This is a genomic window from Aquaspirillum sp. LM1, assembly GCF_002002905.1.
Classification (GTDB): Bacteria; Pseudomonadota; Gammaproteobacteria; order Burkholderiales; family Aquaspirillaceae; genus Rivihabitans.
This window is the reverse complement of sequence record NZ_CP019509.1, coordinates 1,512,791-1,530,030: the sequence shown is the minus strand read 5'-3', so window position 1 is coordinate 1,530,030 and position 17,240 is coordinate 1,512,791. Positions and strand designations below refer to the sequence as shown.

Below are 17,240 nucleotides of genomic sequence, written 5' to 3'. Positions count from 1 at the left end.
GACACAAGTGGGGGGAGGGGATTGCCGCGTTGTCACGGTGGGCGCAGCCCGGCGGTGGGCTGGTGTGTTTTGGGTGGCGCGGGCTGATGTTGCCGTGTGGCTGGATGATGTGCCTGACCTTGCCACCGCGAACCACCCGCAGAACCCCATCGCGTCATTCCCACGCAGGCGGGAATCCAGGGGCGTCCACAGCGTGTAGCGGGTGCGTGCGCTCACCCCCGCCCCGCCATGCTAAAGCCTCCCACAGCGCACGCGGTGGCACCGTCTGGGTTCCCGCCTGCGCGGGAACGACAAGTGGGTGAAACGCATGCCAGAAGAGGGCTAGCCTCCGGTAGGGGCTTCGATTTAATTTATTTTGAAACAAAGCTTTACTTAACCACAGCGAACCACCCGCCGCGTCCCATCGTGTCATTCCCGCGCAGGCGGGAATCCAGAGGTATCTACAGCGTGTAGCGGGGTGAGCGCTCACGACCGTCCCGCCATGCTAAAGCCTCCCACGGGGCACGCGGTGGCACCGTCTGGGTTCCCGCCTGCGCGGGAACGACAAGTGGGTGAAATTTATGCCAGAAGAGGACTGGCCGCCGATGGGTGTTCCGGTTTAATTTATTTTGAAACAAAGCTTTATCTAGCCACAGCGAACCACCCATCGCACTCCACCCCGTCATTCCCGCGCAGGCGGGAATCCAAAGGTGTCCACAACGCGCAGCGGGTGCGTGCGCTCACCACCGCTCCGCCATGCTAAAGCTTCCCACGGCGCACGCTGTGGCACCGTCTGGGTTCCCGCCTGCGCGGGAACGACAAGTGGGTGAAACTCATACCAGAAGAGGGCTAGCCTCCGGTAGGGGATTCGATTTAATTTCTTTTGAAACAAAGCTTTACTTAACCACAGCGAACCACCCGCCGCACCCTACCCCGTCATTCCCGCGCAGGCGGGAATCCAGGGGCATCCACAGCGTGCAGCGGGGTGAGCGCTCACCACCGCCCCGCCATGCTAAAGCTTCCCACAGCGCACGCGGTGGCGCGGTCTGGGTTCCCGCCTGCGCGGGAACGACAAGTCGGCTGAGATTGATGCCAGAAGAGGACTGGCCCCCGATGGGTGCTATGGTTTAATTTCTTTTGAAACAAAGCTTTACCTAGCCACAGCGAACCACCCGCCGCGCCCCACCGCGTCATTCCCGCGCAGGCGGGAATCCAGGGGCATCTACAGCGTGCAGCAGGGTGAGCGCTCACCACCGCCCCGCCATGCTAAAGCTTCCCACAGCGCACGCGGTGGCGCGGTCTGGGTTCCCGCCTGCGCGGGAACGACAAGTCGGCTGAGATTGATGCCGAAAGCGGTCGAGTCGCCGTCCCGTTGAAATACCCGCGTGCAGGCAAGCGCGCTGACCTTGGGTATCTGTGCCAATGGTCGGTTTATATCATGATGACTGGCTACTAGGGACGCGCTGATTTATTCAGAAAAACCGTATTTGCAAAAAGCAAAAACCAGCAAAATCAAAGCCCTGGATTCCCGCCTTCGCGGGAATGACGATTTTTTCAGCGTATCCCTAGGCGGCAGGCGCGGTGGCCGGGCTGGCCGTATCGGGCCGCAATGGCACAATGCTGTTGGTGTATTCGTCAATCAGCCGCATCAGGCCTTCTGGTGGCTCCAGCGCCACAAAGTCAATGGTGATGTCCATCAGCGAACGCTCGCGTTCGTCGCCTTCGCCTTCGGCGCGGCGTGGTGCCATGGAAATGGCAAATCGCCCGCGCCGGTGGCTGCTGCCGTCAAACGGGTGGCTTTCGTCGATTGGATGCACCTGGTCGGAGCGCACCGCCAGTTCGATGCGCATTTTTTCCATGGCCATGCCGCGCGGGGTGACCAGCGCCACCAGCGGCACCTGCAGCTGCCCGCCATTGGCGGTTTCCAGCATCATCAGTTTGGGCGTCAGCACGCCATCGGGCTGCTGGTCAAAAAACTGGTCAAGCAGCTGGGTGTACTGATGTGCCACCACCACATTGGCCGCTGCTGCAGCGTGTTGCAGGCCACGGGTGATGTCGCTGAGCGATATGCCATTAAACGACAGCGGTGCATCGGCGTTGTCGTTCAGCTCGGGTGGTGGGTTGGGCGGCGGGGTGCCGTCGCCGCTGCTGTCCGGGTGGGTGGGCGGCGGCTCATCTGCCGGCGGTGAGGCGCTGGCCACGGGCTCGGGAATGGGCGCAGGGGTGTCAGCAGCGACCGCAACCGGCGGTCGTCTTTTCAGAAAATTCCACATGGGCTGTCCTTGCTACAGGGAAGCGGGGTGTCCGGGAAATGCGGGATGGCGGGTCAGCGGTTAGGCTGGCGCGGCGCTGGGGCCTGGCGTGGGCTGGCTGGGCAGCGGGGTGAGCGTGCCCTGGTTTTCTGGCAGCAGCGCCGGCCTGGTGGCGGCTTCGGTGAGAAAATCAATCACCTTCAGCACCGCTTCCGGGGCCGGCTGGCGCGCCACTTTGGTGTGAATGGAATACTTGGCGCTGGTGTCGGTCTTGCGGGTTTGTTCCGCCTTGTGCGATAGCTTGCCATGCACCGCCACACTGAATGGCCCCCAGCCCAGCTTGGCTTCGACGCTGCCTTCGCCGCTGGTGTTGGTTTGCGTCATCTCGCTTTGCGAGATGGTCACTTCAAAGTCGATGGTGCCTTCTTCCACGGTAATCACCGGGTGTACCACGGTGGCCATCAGCGGAATGCGCATGGTTTTGCGCACCACGCCCTTGGCGTTGCCTTCGCTGTCCACCAGGGTTTCTTCGTAGTCAAACTGGATGGTTTCCGCCTTGCCATTCTTGATGCACACCGACAGCAAGAAGTCGGCATAGGCTTTGGACGCCTGGATCTGGGCGCTGATCATGGCCTGCAGGGGCGTGCTGATCATCTGGTCCAGCGGCAGGGCATTCAGCACTGAGCCAATAAACGAGGGGTCGAGCGACATGGGCGCTTCCTTTTTAAAATCAGCCAAGAAATGCAACGCAAGCCAGCGTTACATGGCAGGAAACGCTGCCGAGTACCGGGTGTGAAGGGAGGGCGGGGGGATTGTGGCAGAACAAGCCGAAAAAACCGGTTGAGGTGCCTGGCGTCAGCGCCCGCCCGGTGGCGCAAAGCTCAGGCAGGCGCTTTCCAGCATGCGCCGGTAACGGCGAAACTCGCTTTCCGCCGCCACGCAGCGGAGGGTCCACAGCTGGCGCTGGCTGAGGTACACGCCTTCCAGCCGGCGCTCCACTTGCCATTGCCCATCGCTGGCGTAAGCGCCTATCCGGTACTCTACCCAGTATGGTAAACCCGGCCCGGTGGGCTTGCGCCGCACGCGCATGGCGTCGCCTTCGCGGCCAATGCCCGCCAGGTAGCGTTGCAAGCCCGCGCCAGACAGCGCCGGGCGTGACCAGACATCAATGCGCACCAGGCCCCGGTCGCGGTCGGTGCGTTTTGGCGGGCGCAGGCGCACGGCGTTTTCTGCTGGCGCGCCGGGTGGATGCCTACGCACCTGCCAGCCGGGCGGCAGCTCCAGGGTAAAGCGCAGGGACGGGTCAAGGTAGCGGGCGGCCTGGGCTGGCTGGCTGAGGCCAAGCAGCAGCCCCAGCAGGCTGCCCAGGCCGGCGTGGTGCCATCGGCAGGGTGGGCGGGCCGTCCCTGTTCCCGGTTTACACACGGCGGCCAATCGCCTCGGCCACCGCCCGCACTGAGGCCATCAGCGCCAGCAGTTCCTCGGGCGTCAGTGCCTGGTCGGCGTCGCACCAGGCTTCGCTGGGGGTGGGATGGGTTTCCACCAGCAAGCCATCAGCCCCGGCAGCAATGGCCGCCAGCGACAGTGCCGGTACCAGCCAGGCTTTGCCGCCAGCATGGCTGGGGTCTACCAGCACGGGCAAATGGGTTTCGCGCTTGAGCACCGGAATGGCGGTCACGTCCAGCACATTGCGGTAAGCGGTTTCAAAGGTGCGGATGCCGCGTTCGCAAAAAATGATATTGTGGTTGCCGCCAGCTGCAATATATTCTGCTGCCATCAGCCACTCGCTGAGGGTGGCCGATAGGCCACGCTTGAGAATCACCGGCTTGTTGACCCGGCCCACTTCCTTGAGCAGGTCAAAGTTTTGCATATTGCGCGCGCCAATCTGGATCACGTCCACGTCGTACTCCAGAAAGGTGTCGAGCATGCGCACGTCCATCAGCTCGGTGACAATCGGCAGTTGCAGGGGGCGTGCAGCGGCCTGCAAATACGCCAGCCCGGTCACCCCCAGGCCCTGAAAGGCATACGGGCTGGTGCGCGGCTTGAACGCGCCGCCGCGCATCAGCCGGCAGCCTGCGGCGCTGACCGCCGCCGCTGATGCGTGCATTTGTGCCTGGGTTTCCACTGAACATGGCCCGGCAATCACCTGAATGGTTTCGCCGCCAATCGGAATCCCGCGCACCTTGACCACGGTGTTGTCCGGGTGGCTTTCCCGCGACACAATGCGGTAAGGCTTGACCACATGGATGGCGCGTTCCACGCCAGGCATGCGTTCAAACAAGTCCGGCGTCAGCCGGCGCTCGTCGCCCACCGCGCCAACAATGGTGCGCTCGGTGCCACAGGAGACATGTTCAGTCAGGCCGGCGTGGCGGATTTTGTCCACCACAGCCGCCAGCTCGGCGGCGCTGGCCGCGTGTTGCATGACGATGATCATTGGTATGGGTCCGGAAAATGCACAGAAGGCGGAACCGACAAGGATAACGGCCCGGCGTCAGGATGACTACCGGGCCGTGCCAGCCAGGCGGACAAGCGCCAACGATTCAGTCCAGCATGTCCACCAGCGCTTTCACGGCGGCCTGGATGCTGGCAAACACCTCGGCCGGGCTGGCATCGCCGTACATATACGCCGGTGCGCTGATCATGCGGTGAACGCTGTCCACGCAGGCTTCCTGCAGCGGGGTGACCACATGGGTTTGCCCCCAGGCGGTCAGTGCGGCGTTCATGGCTGGGCCTTCGCAGTCGCCAAAGGTGAGCCGCACGCCAGTCAGGCCAGCGTCACGGGCGGCAATGCCGAGTACCAGCGGTGCGGCGCACAGTGCCAGCAGCGGCAGTTTGCGGGTGAGTGCGTCGCTTACTGCCGAGTTTACGTCGGCATACAGCTGCGCCTTGTCGCCCTGCTCGATAAAGGTGCAGAGGTTCTTCGCCGCGCCAAAGCCGCCCGGAAAGGCCAGTGCGCTGTGTTCAGCGGCCTTGAATGCACTCAGCGGCTGGATGGCACCACGGGCAATCCGGGCCGATTCCGCCAGAATATTGCGCGAGCCATCGGCGGGCGCGCCCTTGAAGTGGTCAACCACATGGTATTGGTCGCGCACCGGGGCATAACAGCGGTAGCTCAGCCCGGCTTGCGACAGGGCAATCAGCAGGCCAACGGCTTCGGTGATTTCCGAACCATCGTAAACACCGCAACCGGACAGGACCACGGCAACAGGCAGGGAGGTTTTCATCGGGGCTTCTCCACAGATAAGGCAAAAATGGGCAATCAGCGCCAGCTCGCGCCACACACCGACCGTCTGCCCGCGTGCCGTGGCGGCAAGCGGGCGTACTCGTCGTCAGTCACGTTCAAACACAAAGGCACATGCGAGCAAGCTTATGTCAGGCATCTCTTGAATTTCTGTTAAAACAAAATCTTACTTTGCCACAGCGAATCACCCGTCGCGCCCCACCCCGTCATCCCCGCGAAGGCGGGAATCCAGGGGTATCCACAGCGTACAGCAGGTGTGAGTTCTCACGACCACCCCACAAGGCTAAACCCTCACGGCGCACGATGTGGCACCGTCTGGGTTCCCGCCTGCGCGGGAACGACACGTGAGGTGAGGCGCATGCCGAAAGAGGTTTAATCACCAAATCACCTTGAAACGCAAGTGTACATGCGAGCGAGCTGACGTCAGGCATATCTATGTTATTGTTTTAAAAAAAAACCTTGCCTTGCTTTGCCACAGCGAATCACCCCCCGCACTCCACCCCGTCATTCCCGCGAAGGCGGGAATCCAGGAGCATCCACAGCGTGCAGCAGGTGCGTGCTCTCACGACCGCCACGCCACGCTCAACGCTCAACGCCCACGGCGCACGATGTGGTGCGGCCTGGGTTCCCGCCTGCGCGGGAACGACACGTCAGGTGAGGCCCATGCCGAAAGAGGTTTAATCACCAAATCACCTTGAAACGCAAGTGTACATGCGAGCGAGCTGACGTCAGGCATATCTATGTTATTGTTTTAAAACAAAACCTTGCCTTGCTTTGCCACAGCGAATCACCCGCCGCGCCCCACCCCGTCATCCCCGCGAAGGCGGGAATCCAGGGGCATCCACAGCGCGCAGCAGGTGCGAGCTCTCACGACCGCCCCACAATGCGAAACCCCCACGGCGTACGATGTGGCACCGTCTGGGTTCCCGCCTGCGCGGGAATGACACGTCAGGTGAGACTCATGCCGAAAGAGGTTTAATCACCAAATCACCTTGAAACGCAAGGGTACATGCGAGCAAGCTGACGTCGAGCCTCCGCACCAATTATCCGTTTATATCATGATGACTGACTACTGGCAGGTGCTGTGGCGGGGCGGCTTTGCGCTAACTGGCATTCAGGGTGGCTTGAAACTGGCGCAAGGCCTGCTTGACCGATTCTGGCGTAGACGCTGTTGAGGTGGGGCTGAGCAGGCTGTCGATATGGCGGTTGATGGATTCGGCGTTCAGGGTGCGCGGCTGGTAATACGCATTCAGTGCCAGACTGGCGCGCAAGTCCTGGCGAGGCACACCCAGGTCCAGCGTGTTGGCGCTGGACCCGGAAAACAGTGCCGCTTCAAAGACCTGGCGGGTGCTGGCCGGTGTGGTGTCGGGGGCGCTGGTCTGATTGCCGGTTTTATTGGCTGACGCGGCGTCGATTCGGGCTTGCTGGGTTTGCAGCATTTGATCGAAGATGGTGTTGTCCGTGCTGGTGCCAGATGAAAATGGCACACCAGCAAGGGCGCGGGCAAGCACGGCAGGATCCAGACGCTGAACAGACATGGTGAACTCCTTGGGCAAAAGGCTCGGGGTATCCTGACACTATATACCTGATACCTGAGCGGGCACAGGCAGGCCAGACCATTGCGCAATCACATGAATGGCCAGGGGTTTTGGCGCCTGGCCCACGCACCGCCCGGCAGGCCAGGATGGCGCACGGGCCAGGCGTGATGCACGGGCCTTAGCAGGCGGTGCGATCCAGCCATTTATGCGCACTGGCCGGCTGGTAGGCACGCATGCGTGCCAGCAGGGTATCGGCATCGCTGTCGGCCAGCATCAGGCCAACATGCTGTTCGCGCATAAAGCCCTGGCGGGCGGCGGTGTCGAGCAGGGCCAGCAGCGGGGTGTAAAAATCGGCCACATTGAGCAGACCAATGGGTTTGTTGTGCATGCCCAACTGCGCCCAGCTGGCCACTTCAAACAGCTCTTCAAAGGTACCCAGGCCACCGGGCAGGGCAATAAAACCATCGGCCATATCGGCCATCATGGCCTTGCGGGTGTGCATGGAGTCCACCACATGCAGCTGGGTCAGCTGGCTGTGCGCCAGCTCCTTGTCGCGCAGGAATGTCGGAATCACGCCAATGGCTTCGCCGCCAGCGGCCAGCACGCTATTGGCCAGCGCGCCCATCAGGCCAACATTGCCACCGCCGTAAACCAGCCCGATGCCTTGCGCAGCCAGGGTTTGCCCCAGGTTGACCGCTGCTTGTTCATACTCGGGATGCGCACCCCGGTTGGAGCCGCAAAAGACGCAGAGCCGTTTCATGATGTCCGACTTTCCTTCAAAAATGAAACTGTTTGGCCAAGCAAAATCGTGGCCAGCACGCGGCGCATTTGCCGCGCTGCGCTTATAACACCGCCACCGGGTAGGAGCCCAGCACCTTCACAAAGGCGGCATGTTCGTGCAGTGCTTCCAGCGCGAGCTGGATTTTGGGCTCACTCTGATGGCCGTCGATATCAATGAAGAACACGTATTCCCACAGGCCGGTGCGCGATGGGCGCGATTCCAGCTTGGTCATCGACACGCCATTGCTGGCCAGTGGGGCCAGCAGGCGGTGAACGGCCCCCGGCTTGTTTTGCGCCGACAGCACCAGCGAGGTTTTATCGCGGCCCGACGGGGTGGAATCCTGATGGCCCAGCACCAGAAACCGGGTGGTGTTGTTCGGCTCATCTTCGATGTTGATCGCCAGCCGGGTCAGGCCGTAGCGTTCGGCGGCGGCTTCGCCGGCAATGGCAGCCACGCTGGGGTCTTCGCTGGCCAGCCGGGCGGCTTCGGCATTGCTGGCCACCGACACCCGTTCGACGTCGGGCAGGTTTTTGTTCAGCCATTCATGGCATTGCGCCAGCGACTGCGCGTGCGAATACACCTTGCGCGGCGGCGGGCTGTCGGCGCTGGGGTCTTTGCGCAGCAGGTGGTGATGGATGCGCAGCACCACTTCGCCACAGATCTTCAGCGGAGTGTTCACCATCAGGTCGAGCGTGCGGCCCACGGCACCTTCGGTGGAGTTTTCTACCGGTGCCACTACGTAGTCCAGTGCGCGTGATTCTACCGAACGGAATGCTTCGTCAATCGAGGCGCAGGCTACGGTGTTGGCAGCATGGCCAAAGTGCTTGATGGCCGCTGCCTGGGTAAAGCTGCCTGCCGGGCCAAGAAAGGCAATCGACAGCGGTTTTTCCAGCGACAGACAGGCCGACATGATTTCACGGAACAGCCGGGCAGCGGATTCGTCCGACAGCGGGCCGGGGTTGATTTCCTTGATCCGGCGCAGCACCTGGGCTTCGCGTTCCGGGCGGTAGATCACCCCGCCGCCCTTGATTTCGCCAATTCGCTGGGCGTGGCTGGCCCGCTCGTTGATCAGTGCCAGAATATGGGCGTCGATGCTGTCGATGGCATCGCGGTGGTGTTTGAGCAGGTCGTCGGACATGACGTCAGTCCTTGAGGATGATGAATTCGCCATTCCCGATCGGGAGCAGCTCACAAACAAAACCCGGCGTGGCGCGCACCCGGGCAAAAAAATCCGCACACTCGCTGGCATGCGACACGGCGTTATCCACCACCATCAGCCCGCCGGGTGCCAGCAAGTCGGCCAGCGCCGGCCAGTCGCCCACATAGCGGCTGCGGTCAGCGTCAAGAAACACCAACTGGGCCGAGGCAGCCTCCTGCTGGCGCAGCCAGGCGCTGGCGTCGGCGGTAACCAGGGTGACGCTGTCCTGCAGGCCGGCTTCGCTGAGGTTGTGCTGCGCCGAGGTGGTTTTGGCGGGCAGATTGTCCAGCGAGGTGACATGACCGCCGTAACACTGTGCCGCTGCCGCCAGCCATAAGGTGGAATAACCATTGGAGGTGCCAATTTCCACAATATGCGCCGGCTGGCCAAAACGCACCCACTGGTACAGCATCAGCCCGGTATCCGGGGTGATATTGAGCAGTTTGTCTGCGCGGGTCAGCGTCACGGCGTCGTGTTTCTGGCCGTGACTGGACAGACGATCAAGCTGGAGCAACAGGGCCGGGGTCAGCATGGTGAGTCTCAGCCGTGGCGGCGGGCAAAGTCGGTCATGAAGCTGGTCAGGGCTTTCACCCCTTCCAGCGGCATGGCGTTGTAAATTGACGCGCGCATGCCGCCAACCGAACGGTGGCCTTTCAGTTGCAGCAGGTTGCGCTGCTCGGCTTCGGCCAGGAAGCTGGCTTCCAGTTCGGCGCTGCCCAGACGGAACGGCACATTCATCCGCGAGCGGTTGGCGGTGTCTACCGGGCAGTGGTAAAAGCCATGGCTGTTGTCGATGGTGTGGTAGAGCAGGCCGGCTTTTTCTTCATTGCGGCTGTGGATGCCCGCTACGCCGCCTTGCTGTTTCAGCCATTTGAACACCAGGCCGGCAATATAGATGGCGTAGGTGGGCGGCGTGTTGTACATCGAATCGGCGTCGGCGTGAACCCGGTAGTCAAACATGGTGGGCATGTGCGCCGGCAGCTTGCCCAGCAGGTCGTCGCGCACAATCACCAGGGTGAGCCCGGACGGGCCGATGTTTTTTTGCGCACCGGCAAAAATCAGCCCGAAACGCGATACGTCCACCGGACGCGACAGGATGTCGGACGACATGTCGCACACCAGCGGTGTCTCGCCGCTGTCGGGCACAAACGGGAACTGCACGCCACCGATGGTTTCGTTGGATACATAATGCAGATAGGCGGCGTCTGGCGAGCGTTTCCAGCTGGCCACATCGGGCACATAGCTGAACTGGCGGTCTTCGCTGGAAGCCACCACATTCACCTCGGTAAACTTGCGCGCTTCCTTGATGGCCAGTTTGGACCAGTGACCGGTATTCACCACGTCGATATGGGTTTTGTCGCCCAGCAGGTTCAGCGGCACCATGGAAAACTGCGACAGTGCGCCGCCTTGCAGAAACAGCACTTTATAGTTGGCCGGGATGCCCATCAGCTGACGCAGGTCAGTTTCGGCATCGTGAATGATGGACATGAACTCTTTGCCACGGTGGCTCATTTCCATCACCGACATGCCACTGCCGTGCCAGTCCAGCAGTTCCTGCTGGGCCTGCAACAGCACGTCACGCGGCAACACCGCCGGGCCGGCGGAGAAATTGTACACTTGGGTCATGACCAGTCCTTGTTCGGTGGGCCGGCCCGCATCGGGGCGGGAAACCGGGCCGCTCCCCCTTGCCTCTGGCGATGGCAGGGGCGGTTTAACTCAACAAAAAATGCGCGCGGGCCACGGCCACCGGCTTGCTGCGGTCGCCCTGCCACGATTCAATCAGCATGTTTGCCACCCGCTTGCCCTGCTTGGTCAGCTGGCACTGGGCGTACAGGGTTTCTGGTTTGCCCGAGCGCAGGTAGTCGAAGGAAATATCCACCACCTTGGGCGGCTCCAGCGTGGCGCGCACCCACATCAGGTGGATCAGCCCGGCGTTTTCCAGAAAGCCGCCAATCAGCCCGCCATGCAAGGCCGGCAACAGGGTGTTGCCGATATTGTGTTCGTAGAAGGGCAGACGGAACAGCAGGCTGTCTTCGCCGGTTTCTTCAAACTCCACCCCGAGCAGCTTGGCGTAGGGGATGGTTTCGATGATGCCAGCATAGTCCTTGCGCTCGCGCAACGCCAGAAACGATTGCATGAACGCGCTCATAGCGGGGCTCCTGTGGCGTCGCCGCCCAAAATGGCATTGGACGAGCCGCGCATGAAGGTGGCCACGCTGTGGGCAATCGGGTCGGAGGCGTCGCCGTGGTGGCACACCGCACGGGTGAAGCCAATTTGCCGGGTCAGCTTGTAGCACTCGGCGGTGCAGTAAATCGCCAGCCCCGGCGTGGCTGCCTTCAGGTAGTCGATGCGCAGGTCCAGCGTGGCCATCGCCTCGGCGCTGTCCAGGTGGCTGAATACCGACAGGGCGCTGGTGGTGTCCACCAGCGAGGTGATCACCCCGCCGTGCACCACGCCATTGCTGCCATTGCCCACCAGATCGGGCCGGTAGTTGACCTTCAGCGTGGGCTTACCGTGGCTGACCCCGACAAATTCAAAGCCCAGGGTGGCGCAGTGTGGCAGGGTGATCAGCCAGCGCTGCAGGGTATTCAGCAGTTCGGTCATGCCTGGGCATCCGCAGCAGGGCTATCGTCGGCGGCGGTGCTGTCGCTGGCCGGCACGGCAACGGCAGTGTCTGCCTCGCTGGCCGCAGCATCCACGCCGGTCAGGTCGCCGTCTTCGGCTTCCGGGTCGTCGCTTTCGGCCACTTTTTCAAAACCCACCAGCTTTTCGCCGTCGTCCAGATTGATCAGCCGCACCCCTTGTGCTGCCCGACCGGTTTCGCGCACTTCGCACACCTTGGTGCGAATCAGCACGCCACCGGTGGTGATCAGCATCACGTCGTCACGGTCTTCCACCAGGCTGGCAGCCACCAGCTTCAGGCCGGTCTTGTCGGTCAGGTCCATGGCAATCACGCCCTGGGTGCCCCGGCTGGTGTGGCGGAACTCGCCGGTGCGGGTGCGCTTGCCGTAGCCGCCATCGCTGGCGGTCAGCACTTGCTGGTCTTCCGAATTGGTCACCAGCAGCGAAATCACCTGCTGGCCTTCGCCCAGCAGCATGCCGCGCACGCCAGTGGCGGTGCGGCCCATCGGGCGCACGTCGGTTTCGTCAAAGCGCACCGCCTTGCCGGCGTCGGAGAACAGCATGATCTGATCCTGGCCATGGGTCAGCGCCACGCCAATCAGATTGTCGCCTTCGTCCAGGCCCACGGCGATGATGCCGGCGCTGCGCGGGCGTGAGAAATCCACCAGCGGGGTTTTCTTTACCGTGCCATTGGCGGTGGCCATGAACACAAACTGGTCGTCGCGGAATTCCTTCACCGGCAGCAGCGCATTGATTTTTTCGCCTTCGGCCAGCGGCAGCACATTGACCATCGGCTTGCCCCGGCTGTTGCGGCTGCCTTGCGGCAGGTCGTACACCTTGATCCAGTACATCCGCCCCAGGCTGGAGAAGCTCAGCAGATAGTCGTGGGTGTTGGCGACAAACAGCGTGTCGATGAAATCGTCTTCCTTGGTGGCAGTGGCCTGCTTGCCACGTCCGCCGCGCCGTTGCGAGCGGTAATCGTCAATCGGCTGCGCCTTGATATAGCCGGTGTGGGAAATGGTCACCACCATATCCTGCGGGGTGATCAGGTCTTCGATATTGATGTCGCCGCCAAATACCGAGATTTCCGAGCGGCGGGCGTCGCCAAACTGGGTTTTGATCTGGTTAAGCTCGTCGGTGATGATCTGCGACACCCGCTCTGGCCGGGCCAGAATGTCCAGCAGGTCCATGGTGGTGGCCATCACATCGCGGTATTCGCCCACGATCTTGTCCTGCTCCAGCCCGGTCAACCGTTGCAGGCGCAGTTCCAGAATCGCCTGGGCCTGCACATCCGACAGGCGGTATTCGCCACCGTGCAGGCCGTATTCCGGCAGCAGCCCATCCGGGCGCGCCTGGGCCACGTCCACCCGGCTGAGCATGTCGGTAACCAGCTCGGAGGCCCACACTTGCGACATCAGCTCGCGCTTGGCGTCTGCCGGGGTGGGCGAGGCCTTGATCTGCAGGATGATCGGATCGACATTGGACAAGGCCACCGCCAGGCCTTCCAGCACATGGCCGCGTTCGCGCGCCTTGCGCAGCTCGAACACGGTGCGGCGGGTCACCACTTCGCGGCGATGACGCAGGAATTCTTCCAGAATCTGCTTGATATTGAGCAGGCGCGGCTGGCCATCAACCAGCGCCACCATATTGATGCCGAAGCTGTCCTGCAGCTGGGTCATCTTGTACAGATTGTTCAGCACCACATCCGGCACTTCGCCGCGCTTGAGCTCAATCACCACGCGCATGCCAGACTTGTCCGACTCGTCGCGGATTTCGCTGATGCCTTCCAGGGTTTTTTCCCGCACCAGCTCGCCAATGCGCTCGAGCAGACGGGCTTTGTTCACCTGATACGGCAGCTCATCGACGATCAGCGCCTGACGGTCGCCCTTGCCGATGTCCTCGACATGGGTGCGCGCGCGCATCACCACCCGGCCACGGCCAGTGCGATAGCCTTCCTTCACCCCGGCGGTGCCGTAGATGATGCCGGCGGTCGGGAAGTCCGGAGCCGGGATGATGTCGATCAGCTCGTCGATGGTCAGTTCGCCATTGCCCAGCAGCGCCAGGCAGGCATCGACCACTTCGTTGAGGTTGTGCGGCGGAATATTGGTGGCCATGCCCACGGCAATGCCCGAACTGCCGTTGATCAGCAGATTGGGCAGCTTGGCCGGCAGGATCAGCGGTTCGTGCTCGGAACCGTCGTAGTTGGGACCAAAATCGACGGTTTCTTTTTCGATATCGGCCAGCAGCTCATGGGCAATGCGCGACATGCGGATTTCGGTGTAACGCATGGCCGCCGCGTTGTCGCCGTCCACCGAGCCGAAGTTGCCCTGGCCATCCACCAGCGGGTAGCGCAGGGAGAAATCCTGCGCCATGCGCACGATGGTGTCGTACACCGCCGTGTCGCCATGCGGGTGATACTTACCGATCACGTCGCCGACAATACGGGCGGATTTTTTATACGGGCGGTTCCAGTCGTTGGACAGCTCGTGCATGGCAAACAGAACGCGACGGTGCACAGGCTTGAGGCCGTCGCGCACATCCGGCAAGGCACGTCCCACAATCACGCTCATCGCGTAATCCAGGTAGGAACGACGCATCTCTTCTTCGAGGCTGACCGGGATGGTTTCTTTGGCGAATAAATGTTCTGTCATGGATCAGGTCAAGCCGTCTCTGTCTAAGCAAAATAGGCTTGATTCTAGCACGGACGGACCGTCCGGGTATCCTTGTCCGTATGGGGACAGCACAGGCGGGCTGTCATGACGCTGGCTTGATTTTCAGCAGAAATGGTCGATAACACGGTATTGTCCGTTTTCTGCCACGAGGCCCGCCATGAACCTGTCCAGCTTGGGTGACTCCCTGCGTAGCCGCTTTACTCAGCTGAGCGTGCGCTTGCGTCCACCTGCCGAGCTGCTCACCCAGCTGCGAGAAGACGCTCAGGCGGTGCAGGACAGCGTCAAGGTGTCGCTGAAGGAACAAGCCGAGCGGCCCACCGTATACGACCGTCAGGCGGTGGTCACCAGCAGCCCTGGCCGCGACACCAAGCTGCGCGCGCTGGACAAGGTGGCCGAACTCAAGGCGCGGGTGAGAATGCTCAAATCGCGGATTGCCGGGGCCAGCGGTCCGCTGCTCAAGCGCCTGGCTCGCCAGCTTGGGCAGATTGCCGCCGAGCTCAAGCAGGCGGTCGGCCTGTACACCGGGGCCAGCGCCCGCGAGGCCGGAGCCAGCGCCGCAGGTGCGAGCCAGAGCGGCAACGCCAATTCGTCTGCCAGCACCTCAGGCGCTGCCGCCAGTCCGGCCCAGGCGGGCGGCACTGGCGCATCGGCCAATGCCGCGATGACGGTGGACGCAGCGGCCACCATCAGCACCGAGGACAGCAGCGCGCAGGCGCATGCCAACGCCAGCCAGCATGCGCCTGCCGACAGCGCTGCCGAGGCCGACGGCCACGCGTCCGCCGAGCAGGCCCATTCCAGCCAAGCCGCCCGCAACGAGCAGGAAGACCCGCTCGACAAACTGTTTGCCCGTGAAGTGAAAACCCTGCTGGAAGAAATCAAGCGCGCCGCCGCCTTGATCCGGCAAAAGGCCGACAAGGATAGCCGCAACGCGCTGAGTGAACTCGACCGCGTGCTGGCGGATATTCAAAACATGCTGGCGCAGCTGAATCAGTCTGGCCAGGGTCAGGCGGCAGGCAGTGCCGTGGCCAGCGTGGTGGCCAGCGCCCTCAGTAGCGTGGGTGCCCTGGGCGGGGTCAGCGGGGGCAGTGCCGATGGCGGCGCGGCAGTGGGGGCGGTGAGTGGGGTGGGGGATGTGTCAGTGGGCAGTGTCACGGCAGCCGTCAGCCCTGGCGCTTAAATCTGGCCGCCTGGGCCAGGGCGGGCACCGCACCCGGCTTGCCGGGCGTGATGCCGCCGCATGACGCGTCGTGGCAGCGGCGCTTACCGCTTGGGCAGGGCAATATTCAGCGGATCTGCCGGGTAGTCCTGGGTTTGTGGCGGGCATTCCAGCTCGCTGGTGCGCGCCCATGGCTTGTTGACAAACGTCTGCCAGGTGGTCGGATTGGCCGGGTAATGCTCCTGCCCGGTCGGGTCGCCACAGCTTTCTGCCGACACCGACTGGCCCGGCCCAATGGCCACCACCGCGCCTTTTTTCAGCGAGCAGGTTGCCACCCACGTCAGCTTGTTCCAGCTCAGGCAAATTTCATTGGCCACCCGGTAAGCGGTGACCGGGCCGCTGGGCGCATCATACGACCACCAGCCACCCAGCCGGTTGGTGTTGCCTTGGGCATTGACCTCGTCCGGACCATTCCACATCCGGTACACCGGTATATCTTCGATCAGCCGCACCACCAGCGCAGCGTACACCCCGCCCATGCCTGCCGGCTTGACGGCGTTTTCCACTGACGCGCGAGCATAATCCGGGTCATCCGGGTTCAGCAGCACGGCCTTGCCAGTCAGCTGGCCAGGCAGGGTGAGGGTATCGGCCAGCGCCAGGGGGCTGCCCAGGGCCAGCAGCAGCGAGGTGATCAGACGCAAGTTCATGATTATCCTGTGTAAGATAAAAAATGGGGAAAATGGGGTGGGGATGTCCTGCTCAGCTGTCCAGTGTCAGCGCCGGGCCTGGCTGAAGGGTAAAGCCGCCTTCGCCACGCGGGGTACGAATGCGGTATTGATCGTCACCGTCCAGCCAGGCTTCGTTGTCATCCCAGCGCAGGCGGGAAGCGTGTTGCAGCGTCACACCAGACCCGCTGCGCTGCCAGCCCTGGGCGTCCCACACTGACAACATGGTGGCATGGCCGCTGTGGCTGGCGTGTGCTACCGACAAATCCAGCCGCGCGCCCTCGGCGTGTACCGCAGTGAGGATAAATTGCTGATCGTTGGGACGTACCAGGGCAAATCGCCAGAAACGCACGCAGCCAAATGGCTGCAACAGCCAGTGCTGGCGCAACCAGTCGGCCATGTCAGCCGAAGAAACAGGAGAGGAAGGCATGGGGCATACCGCAAAGGTCGCCAGCTAAGGCGGGAAGCGGCTACTGTACCCGATTTTATGCTAATGGTGTTATATTTGTATGGGATGGCCGATGGGCAAAGGGCGTCTGGCAAGCGATTGTTGTGATAACCGACGCTTTCAACCTACCCCTTGCCATTGCTGTTTATGTGACGTTGTTCAGGCCGGGGGGATAGCCGCCACCGCCGCAACAATCTTGATTTCCACCTTCCAGGCCGGGTTGGCCAGCCGGGCCTCCACCGTGGCCCGTGCCGGGGTGTGGCCAGGAATGACCCAGGCATCCCACGCGGCATTCATGGCTTCGTAGTCGGCCAGATTGGCCAGAAAAATCGTGGCGTCGATCACCTGGCTTTTATCACTGCCCAAATCGCGCAGCACGGCGTCGATTTGCGCCAGCACATTGGCGGTTTGTGCCTGTGCGTCGGCATCGGTGTTTTCCGGAACCTGACCGGCCAGCCAGGCAATGCCATTGCAAACCACGGCTTCAGCCAAGCGTGCGCCGGGCAAGTGACGATGAACAGACATGCGTTTCCTTTCAAGTCAAATCAAATCGGATTGAATTCAATAGCAATGGGCACGGGATGCCGCCGTGATGGGCCGCTCCCATGCCGATCAAGCATAACGGGTT

At 62.3% G+C, this 17,240-nt stretch carries 17 protein-coding genes; 1 reads left to right on the top strand and 16 read right to left on the bottom strand.

The window, feature by feature from the left end; translation table 11 throughout:
* Positions 1-1,544 precede the first annotated feature (1,544 nt).
* The 13 genes from BXU06_RS06570 to gyrA form a co-directional block, all read right to left on the bottom strand.
* On the bottom strand, positions 1,545-2,252 hold the full coding sequence (locus BXU06_RS06570; protein ID WP_077297967.1) for a DUF2589 domain-containing protein: 708 nt from the start codon (positions 2,250-2,252) through the stop codon (positions 1,545-1,547).
* 60 nt (positions 2,253-2,312) lie between these two features.
* Positions 2,313-2,942: a DUF2589 domain-containing protein gene (locus BXU06_RS06565; protein ID WP_077297965.1), complete on the bottom strand. Its 630-nt coding sequence runs from the start codon at positions 2,940-2,942 to the stop codon at positions 2,313-2,315.
* Between the two features lie 144 nt (positions 2,943-3,086).
* On the bottom strand, positions 3,087-3,656 hold the full coding sequence (locus BXU06_RS06560; protein ID WP_150125131.1) for a hypothetical protein: 570 nt from the start codon (positions 3,654-3,656) through the stop codon (positions 3,087-3,089).
* The gene (gene aroF, locus BXU06_RS06555) at positions 3,649-4,653 is read right to left on the bottom strand and encodes a 3-deoxy-7-phosphoheptulonate synthase (protein ID WP_253189539.1); all 1,005 of its coding nucleotides are present in this window, start codon (positions 4,651-4,653) and stop codon (positions 3,649-3,651) included. The genes BXU06_RS06560 and aroF overlap by 8 nt, the downstream gene beginning before the upstream one ends.
* A gap of 118 nt (positions 4,654-4,771) precedes the next feature.
* Positions 4,772-5,455: an isoprenoid biosynthesis glyoxalase ElbB gene (elbB, locus tag BXU06_RS06550; RefSeq protein WP_077297959.1), complete on the bottom strand. Its 684-nt coding sequence runs from the start codon at positions 5,453-5,455 to the stop codon at positions 4,772-4,774.
* A gap of 1,120 nt (positions 5,456-6,575) precedes the next feature.
* Entirely contained in the window at positions 6,576-7,010 is a 435-nt protein-coding gene (locus BXU06_RS06545; protein WP_077297957.1) for a hypothetical protein, read from the bottom strand.
* A gap of 178 nt (positions 7,011-7,188) precedes the next feature.
* Complete coding sequence (locus tag BXU06_RS06540) at positions 7,189-7,770, bottom strand: TIGR00730 family Rossman fold protein (RefSeq protein ID WP_077297955.1); 582 nt, start codon at positions 7,768-7,770, stop codon at positions 7,189-7,191.
* An 82-nt stretch (positions 7,771-7,852) separates the two neighbouring features.
* Complete coding sequence (pheA, locus tag BXU06_RS06535) at positions 7,853-8,929, bottom strand: prephenate dehydratase (RefSeq protein WP_077297953.1); 1,077 nt, start codon at positions 8,927-8,929, stop codon at positions 7,853-7,855.
* A 4-nt stretch (positions 8,930-8,933) separates the two neighbouring features.
* Complete coding sequence (locus BXU06_RS06530; protein ID WP_077297951.1) at positions 8,934-9,521, bottom strand: O-methyltransferase; 588 nt, start codon at positions 9,519-9,521, stop codon at positions 8,934-8,936.
* Positions 9,522-9,529: 8 nt separating this feature from the next.
* The gene (gene serC, locus BXU06_RS06525) at positions 9,530-10,615 is read right to left on the bottom strand and encodes a 3-phosphoserine/phosphohydroxythreonine transaminase (protein WP_077297949.1); all 1,086 of its coding nucleotides are present in this window, start codon (positions 10,613-10,615) and stop codon (positions 9,530-9,532) included.
* Positions 10,616-10,700: 85 nt separating this feature from the next.
* Positions 10,701-11,138: a PaaI family thioesterase gene (locus BXU06_RS06520; protein WP_077297947.1), complete on the bottom strand. Its 438-nt coding sequence runs from the start codon at positions 11,136-11,138 to the stop codon at positions 10,701-10,703.
* Complete coding sequence (locus tag BXU06_RS06515; RefSeq protein WP_077297945.1) at positions 11,135-11,593, bottom strand: PaaI family thioesterase; 459 nt, start codon at positions 11,591-11,593, stop codon at positions 11,135-11,137. The genes BXU06_RS06520 and BXU06_RS06515 overlap by 4 nt, the downstream gene beginning before the upstream one ends.
* Positions 11,590-14,262, bottom strand: coding sequence for a DNA gyrase subunit A (gyrA, locus tag BXU06_RS06510; RefSeq protein WP_077297943.1), 2,673 nt, complete (start codon positions 14,260-14,262; stop codon positions 11,590-11,592). The genes BXU06_RS06515 and gyrA overlap by 4 nt, the downstream gene beginning before the upstream one ends.
* 178 nt (positions 14,263-14,440) lie before the next feature.
* Here gyrA and BXU06_RS06505 point away from each other — a divergent pair, with 178 nt between their 5' ends.
* On the top strand, positions 14,441-15,460 hold the full coding sequence (locus tag BXU06_RS06505) for a hypothetical protein (RefSeq protein ID WP_077297941.1): 1,020 nt from the start codon (positions 14,441-14,443) through the stop codon (positions 15,458-15,460).
* An 83-nt stretch (positions 15,461-15,543) separates the two neighbouring features.
* Here the strand turns inward: BXU06_RS06505 and BXU06_RS06500 are convergent, their stop codons facing one another.
* The 3 genes from BXU06_RS06500 to BXU06_RS06490 form a co-directional block, all read right to left on the bottom strand.
* Complete coding sequence (locus BXU06_RS06500) at positions 15,544-16,146, bottom strand: hypothetical protein (protein WP_077297939.1); 603 nt, start codon at positions 16,144-16,146, stop codon at positions 15,544-15,546.
* Positions 16,147-16,198: 52 nt separating this feature from the next.
* Positions 16,199-16,594 carry a hypothetical protein gene (locus BXU06_RS06495; RefSeq protein ID WP_150125130.1) on the bottom strand — a complete coding sequence of 132 codons (396 nt, stop codon included), beginning with the start codon at positions 16,592-16,594 and terminating at the stop codon, positions 16,199-16,201.
* A gap of 177 nt (positions 16,595-16,771) precedes the next feature.
* Complete coding sequence (locus BXU06_RS06490; RefSeq protein ID WP_077297935.1) at positions 16,772-17,137, bottom strand: RidA family protein; 366 nt, start codon at positions 17,135-17,137, stop codon at positions 16,772-16,774.
* Positions 17,138-17,240: the final 103 nt, after the last annotated feature.

Excerpts from the sequence above, each read along its gene's own strand:
- serC (WP_077297949.1), bottom strand. The coding sequence starts at position 10,615 with ATGACCCAAGTGTACAATTTCTCCGCCGGCCCGGCGGTGTTGCCGCGT.
- BXU06_RS06495 (WP_150125130.1), bottom strand. The coding sequence starts at position 16,594 with ATGCCTTCCTCTCCTGTTTCTTCGGCTGACATGGCCGACTGGTTGCGC.
- BXU06_RS06515 (WP_077297945.1), bottom strand. The coding sequence starts at position 11,593 with ATGACCGAACTGCTGAATACCCTGCAGCGCTGGCTGATCACCCTGCCA.
- BXU06_RS06530 (WP_077297951.1), bottom strand. The coding sequence starts at position 9,521 with ATGCTGACCCCGGCCCTGTTGCTCCAGCTTGATCGTCTGTCCAGTCAC.
- BXU06_RS06490 (WP_077297935.1), bottom strand. The coding sequence starts at position 17,137 with ATGTCTGTTCATCGTCACTTGCCCGGCGCACGCTTGGCTGAAGCCGTG.
- BXU06_RS06540 (WP_077297955.1), bottom strand. The coding sequence starts at position 7,770 with ATGAAACGGCTCTGCGTCTTTTGCGGCTCCAACCGGGGTGCGCATCCC.
- BXU06_RS06505 (WP_077297941.1), top strand. The coding sequence starts at position 14,441 with ATGAACCTGTCCAGCTTGGGTGACTCCCTGCGTAGCCGCTTTACTCAG.
- pheA (WP_077297953.1), bottom strand. The coding sequence starts at position 8,929 with ATGTCCGACGACCTGCTCAAACACCACCGCGATGCCATCGACAGCATC.
- aroF (WP_253189539.1), bottom strand. The coding sequence starts at position 4,653 with ATGCAACACGCGGCCAGCGCCGCCGAGCTGGCGGCTGTGGTGGACAAA.
- BXU06_RS06500 (WP_077297939.1), bottom strand. The coding sequence starts at position 16,146 with ATGAACTTGCGTCTGATCACCTCGCTGCTGCTGGCCCTGGGCAGCCCC.
- BXU06_RS06570 (WP_077297967.1), bottom strand. The coding sequence starts at position 2,252 with ATGTGGAATTTTCTGAAAAGACGACCGCCGGTTGCGGTCGCTGCTGAC.
- BXU06_RS06520 (WP_077297947.1), bottom strand. The coding sequence starts at position 11,138 with ATGAGCGCGTTCATGCAATCGTTTCTGGCGTTGCGCGAGCGCAAGGAC.
- BXU06_RS06545 (WP_077297957.1), bottom strand. The coding sequence starts at position 7,010 with ATGTCTGTTCAGCGTCTGGATCCTGCCGTGCTTGCCCGCGCCCTTGCT.
- BXU06_RS06565 (WP_077297965.1), bottom strand. The coding sequence starts at position 2,942 with ATGTCGCTCGACCCCTCGTTTATTGGCTCAGTGCTGAATGCCCTGCCG.
- elbB (WP_077297959.1), bottom strand. The coding sequence starts at position 5,455 with ATGAAAACCTCCCTGCCTGTTGCCGTGGTCCTGTCCGGTTGCGGTGTT.
- gyrA (WP_077297943.1), bottom strand. The coding sequence starts at position 14,262 with ATGACAGAACATTTATTCGCCAAAGAAACCATCCCGGTCAGCCTCGAA.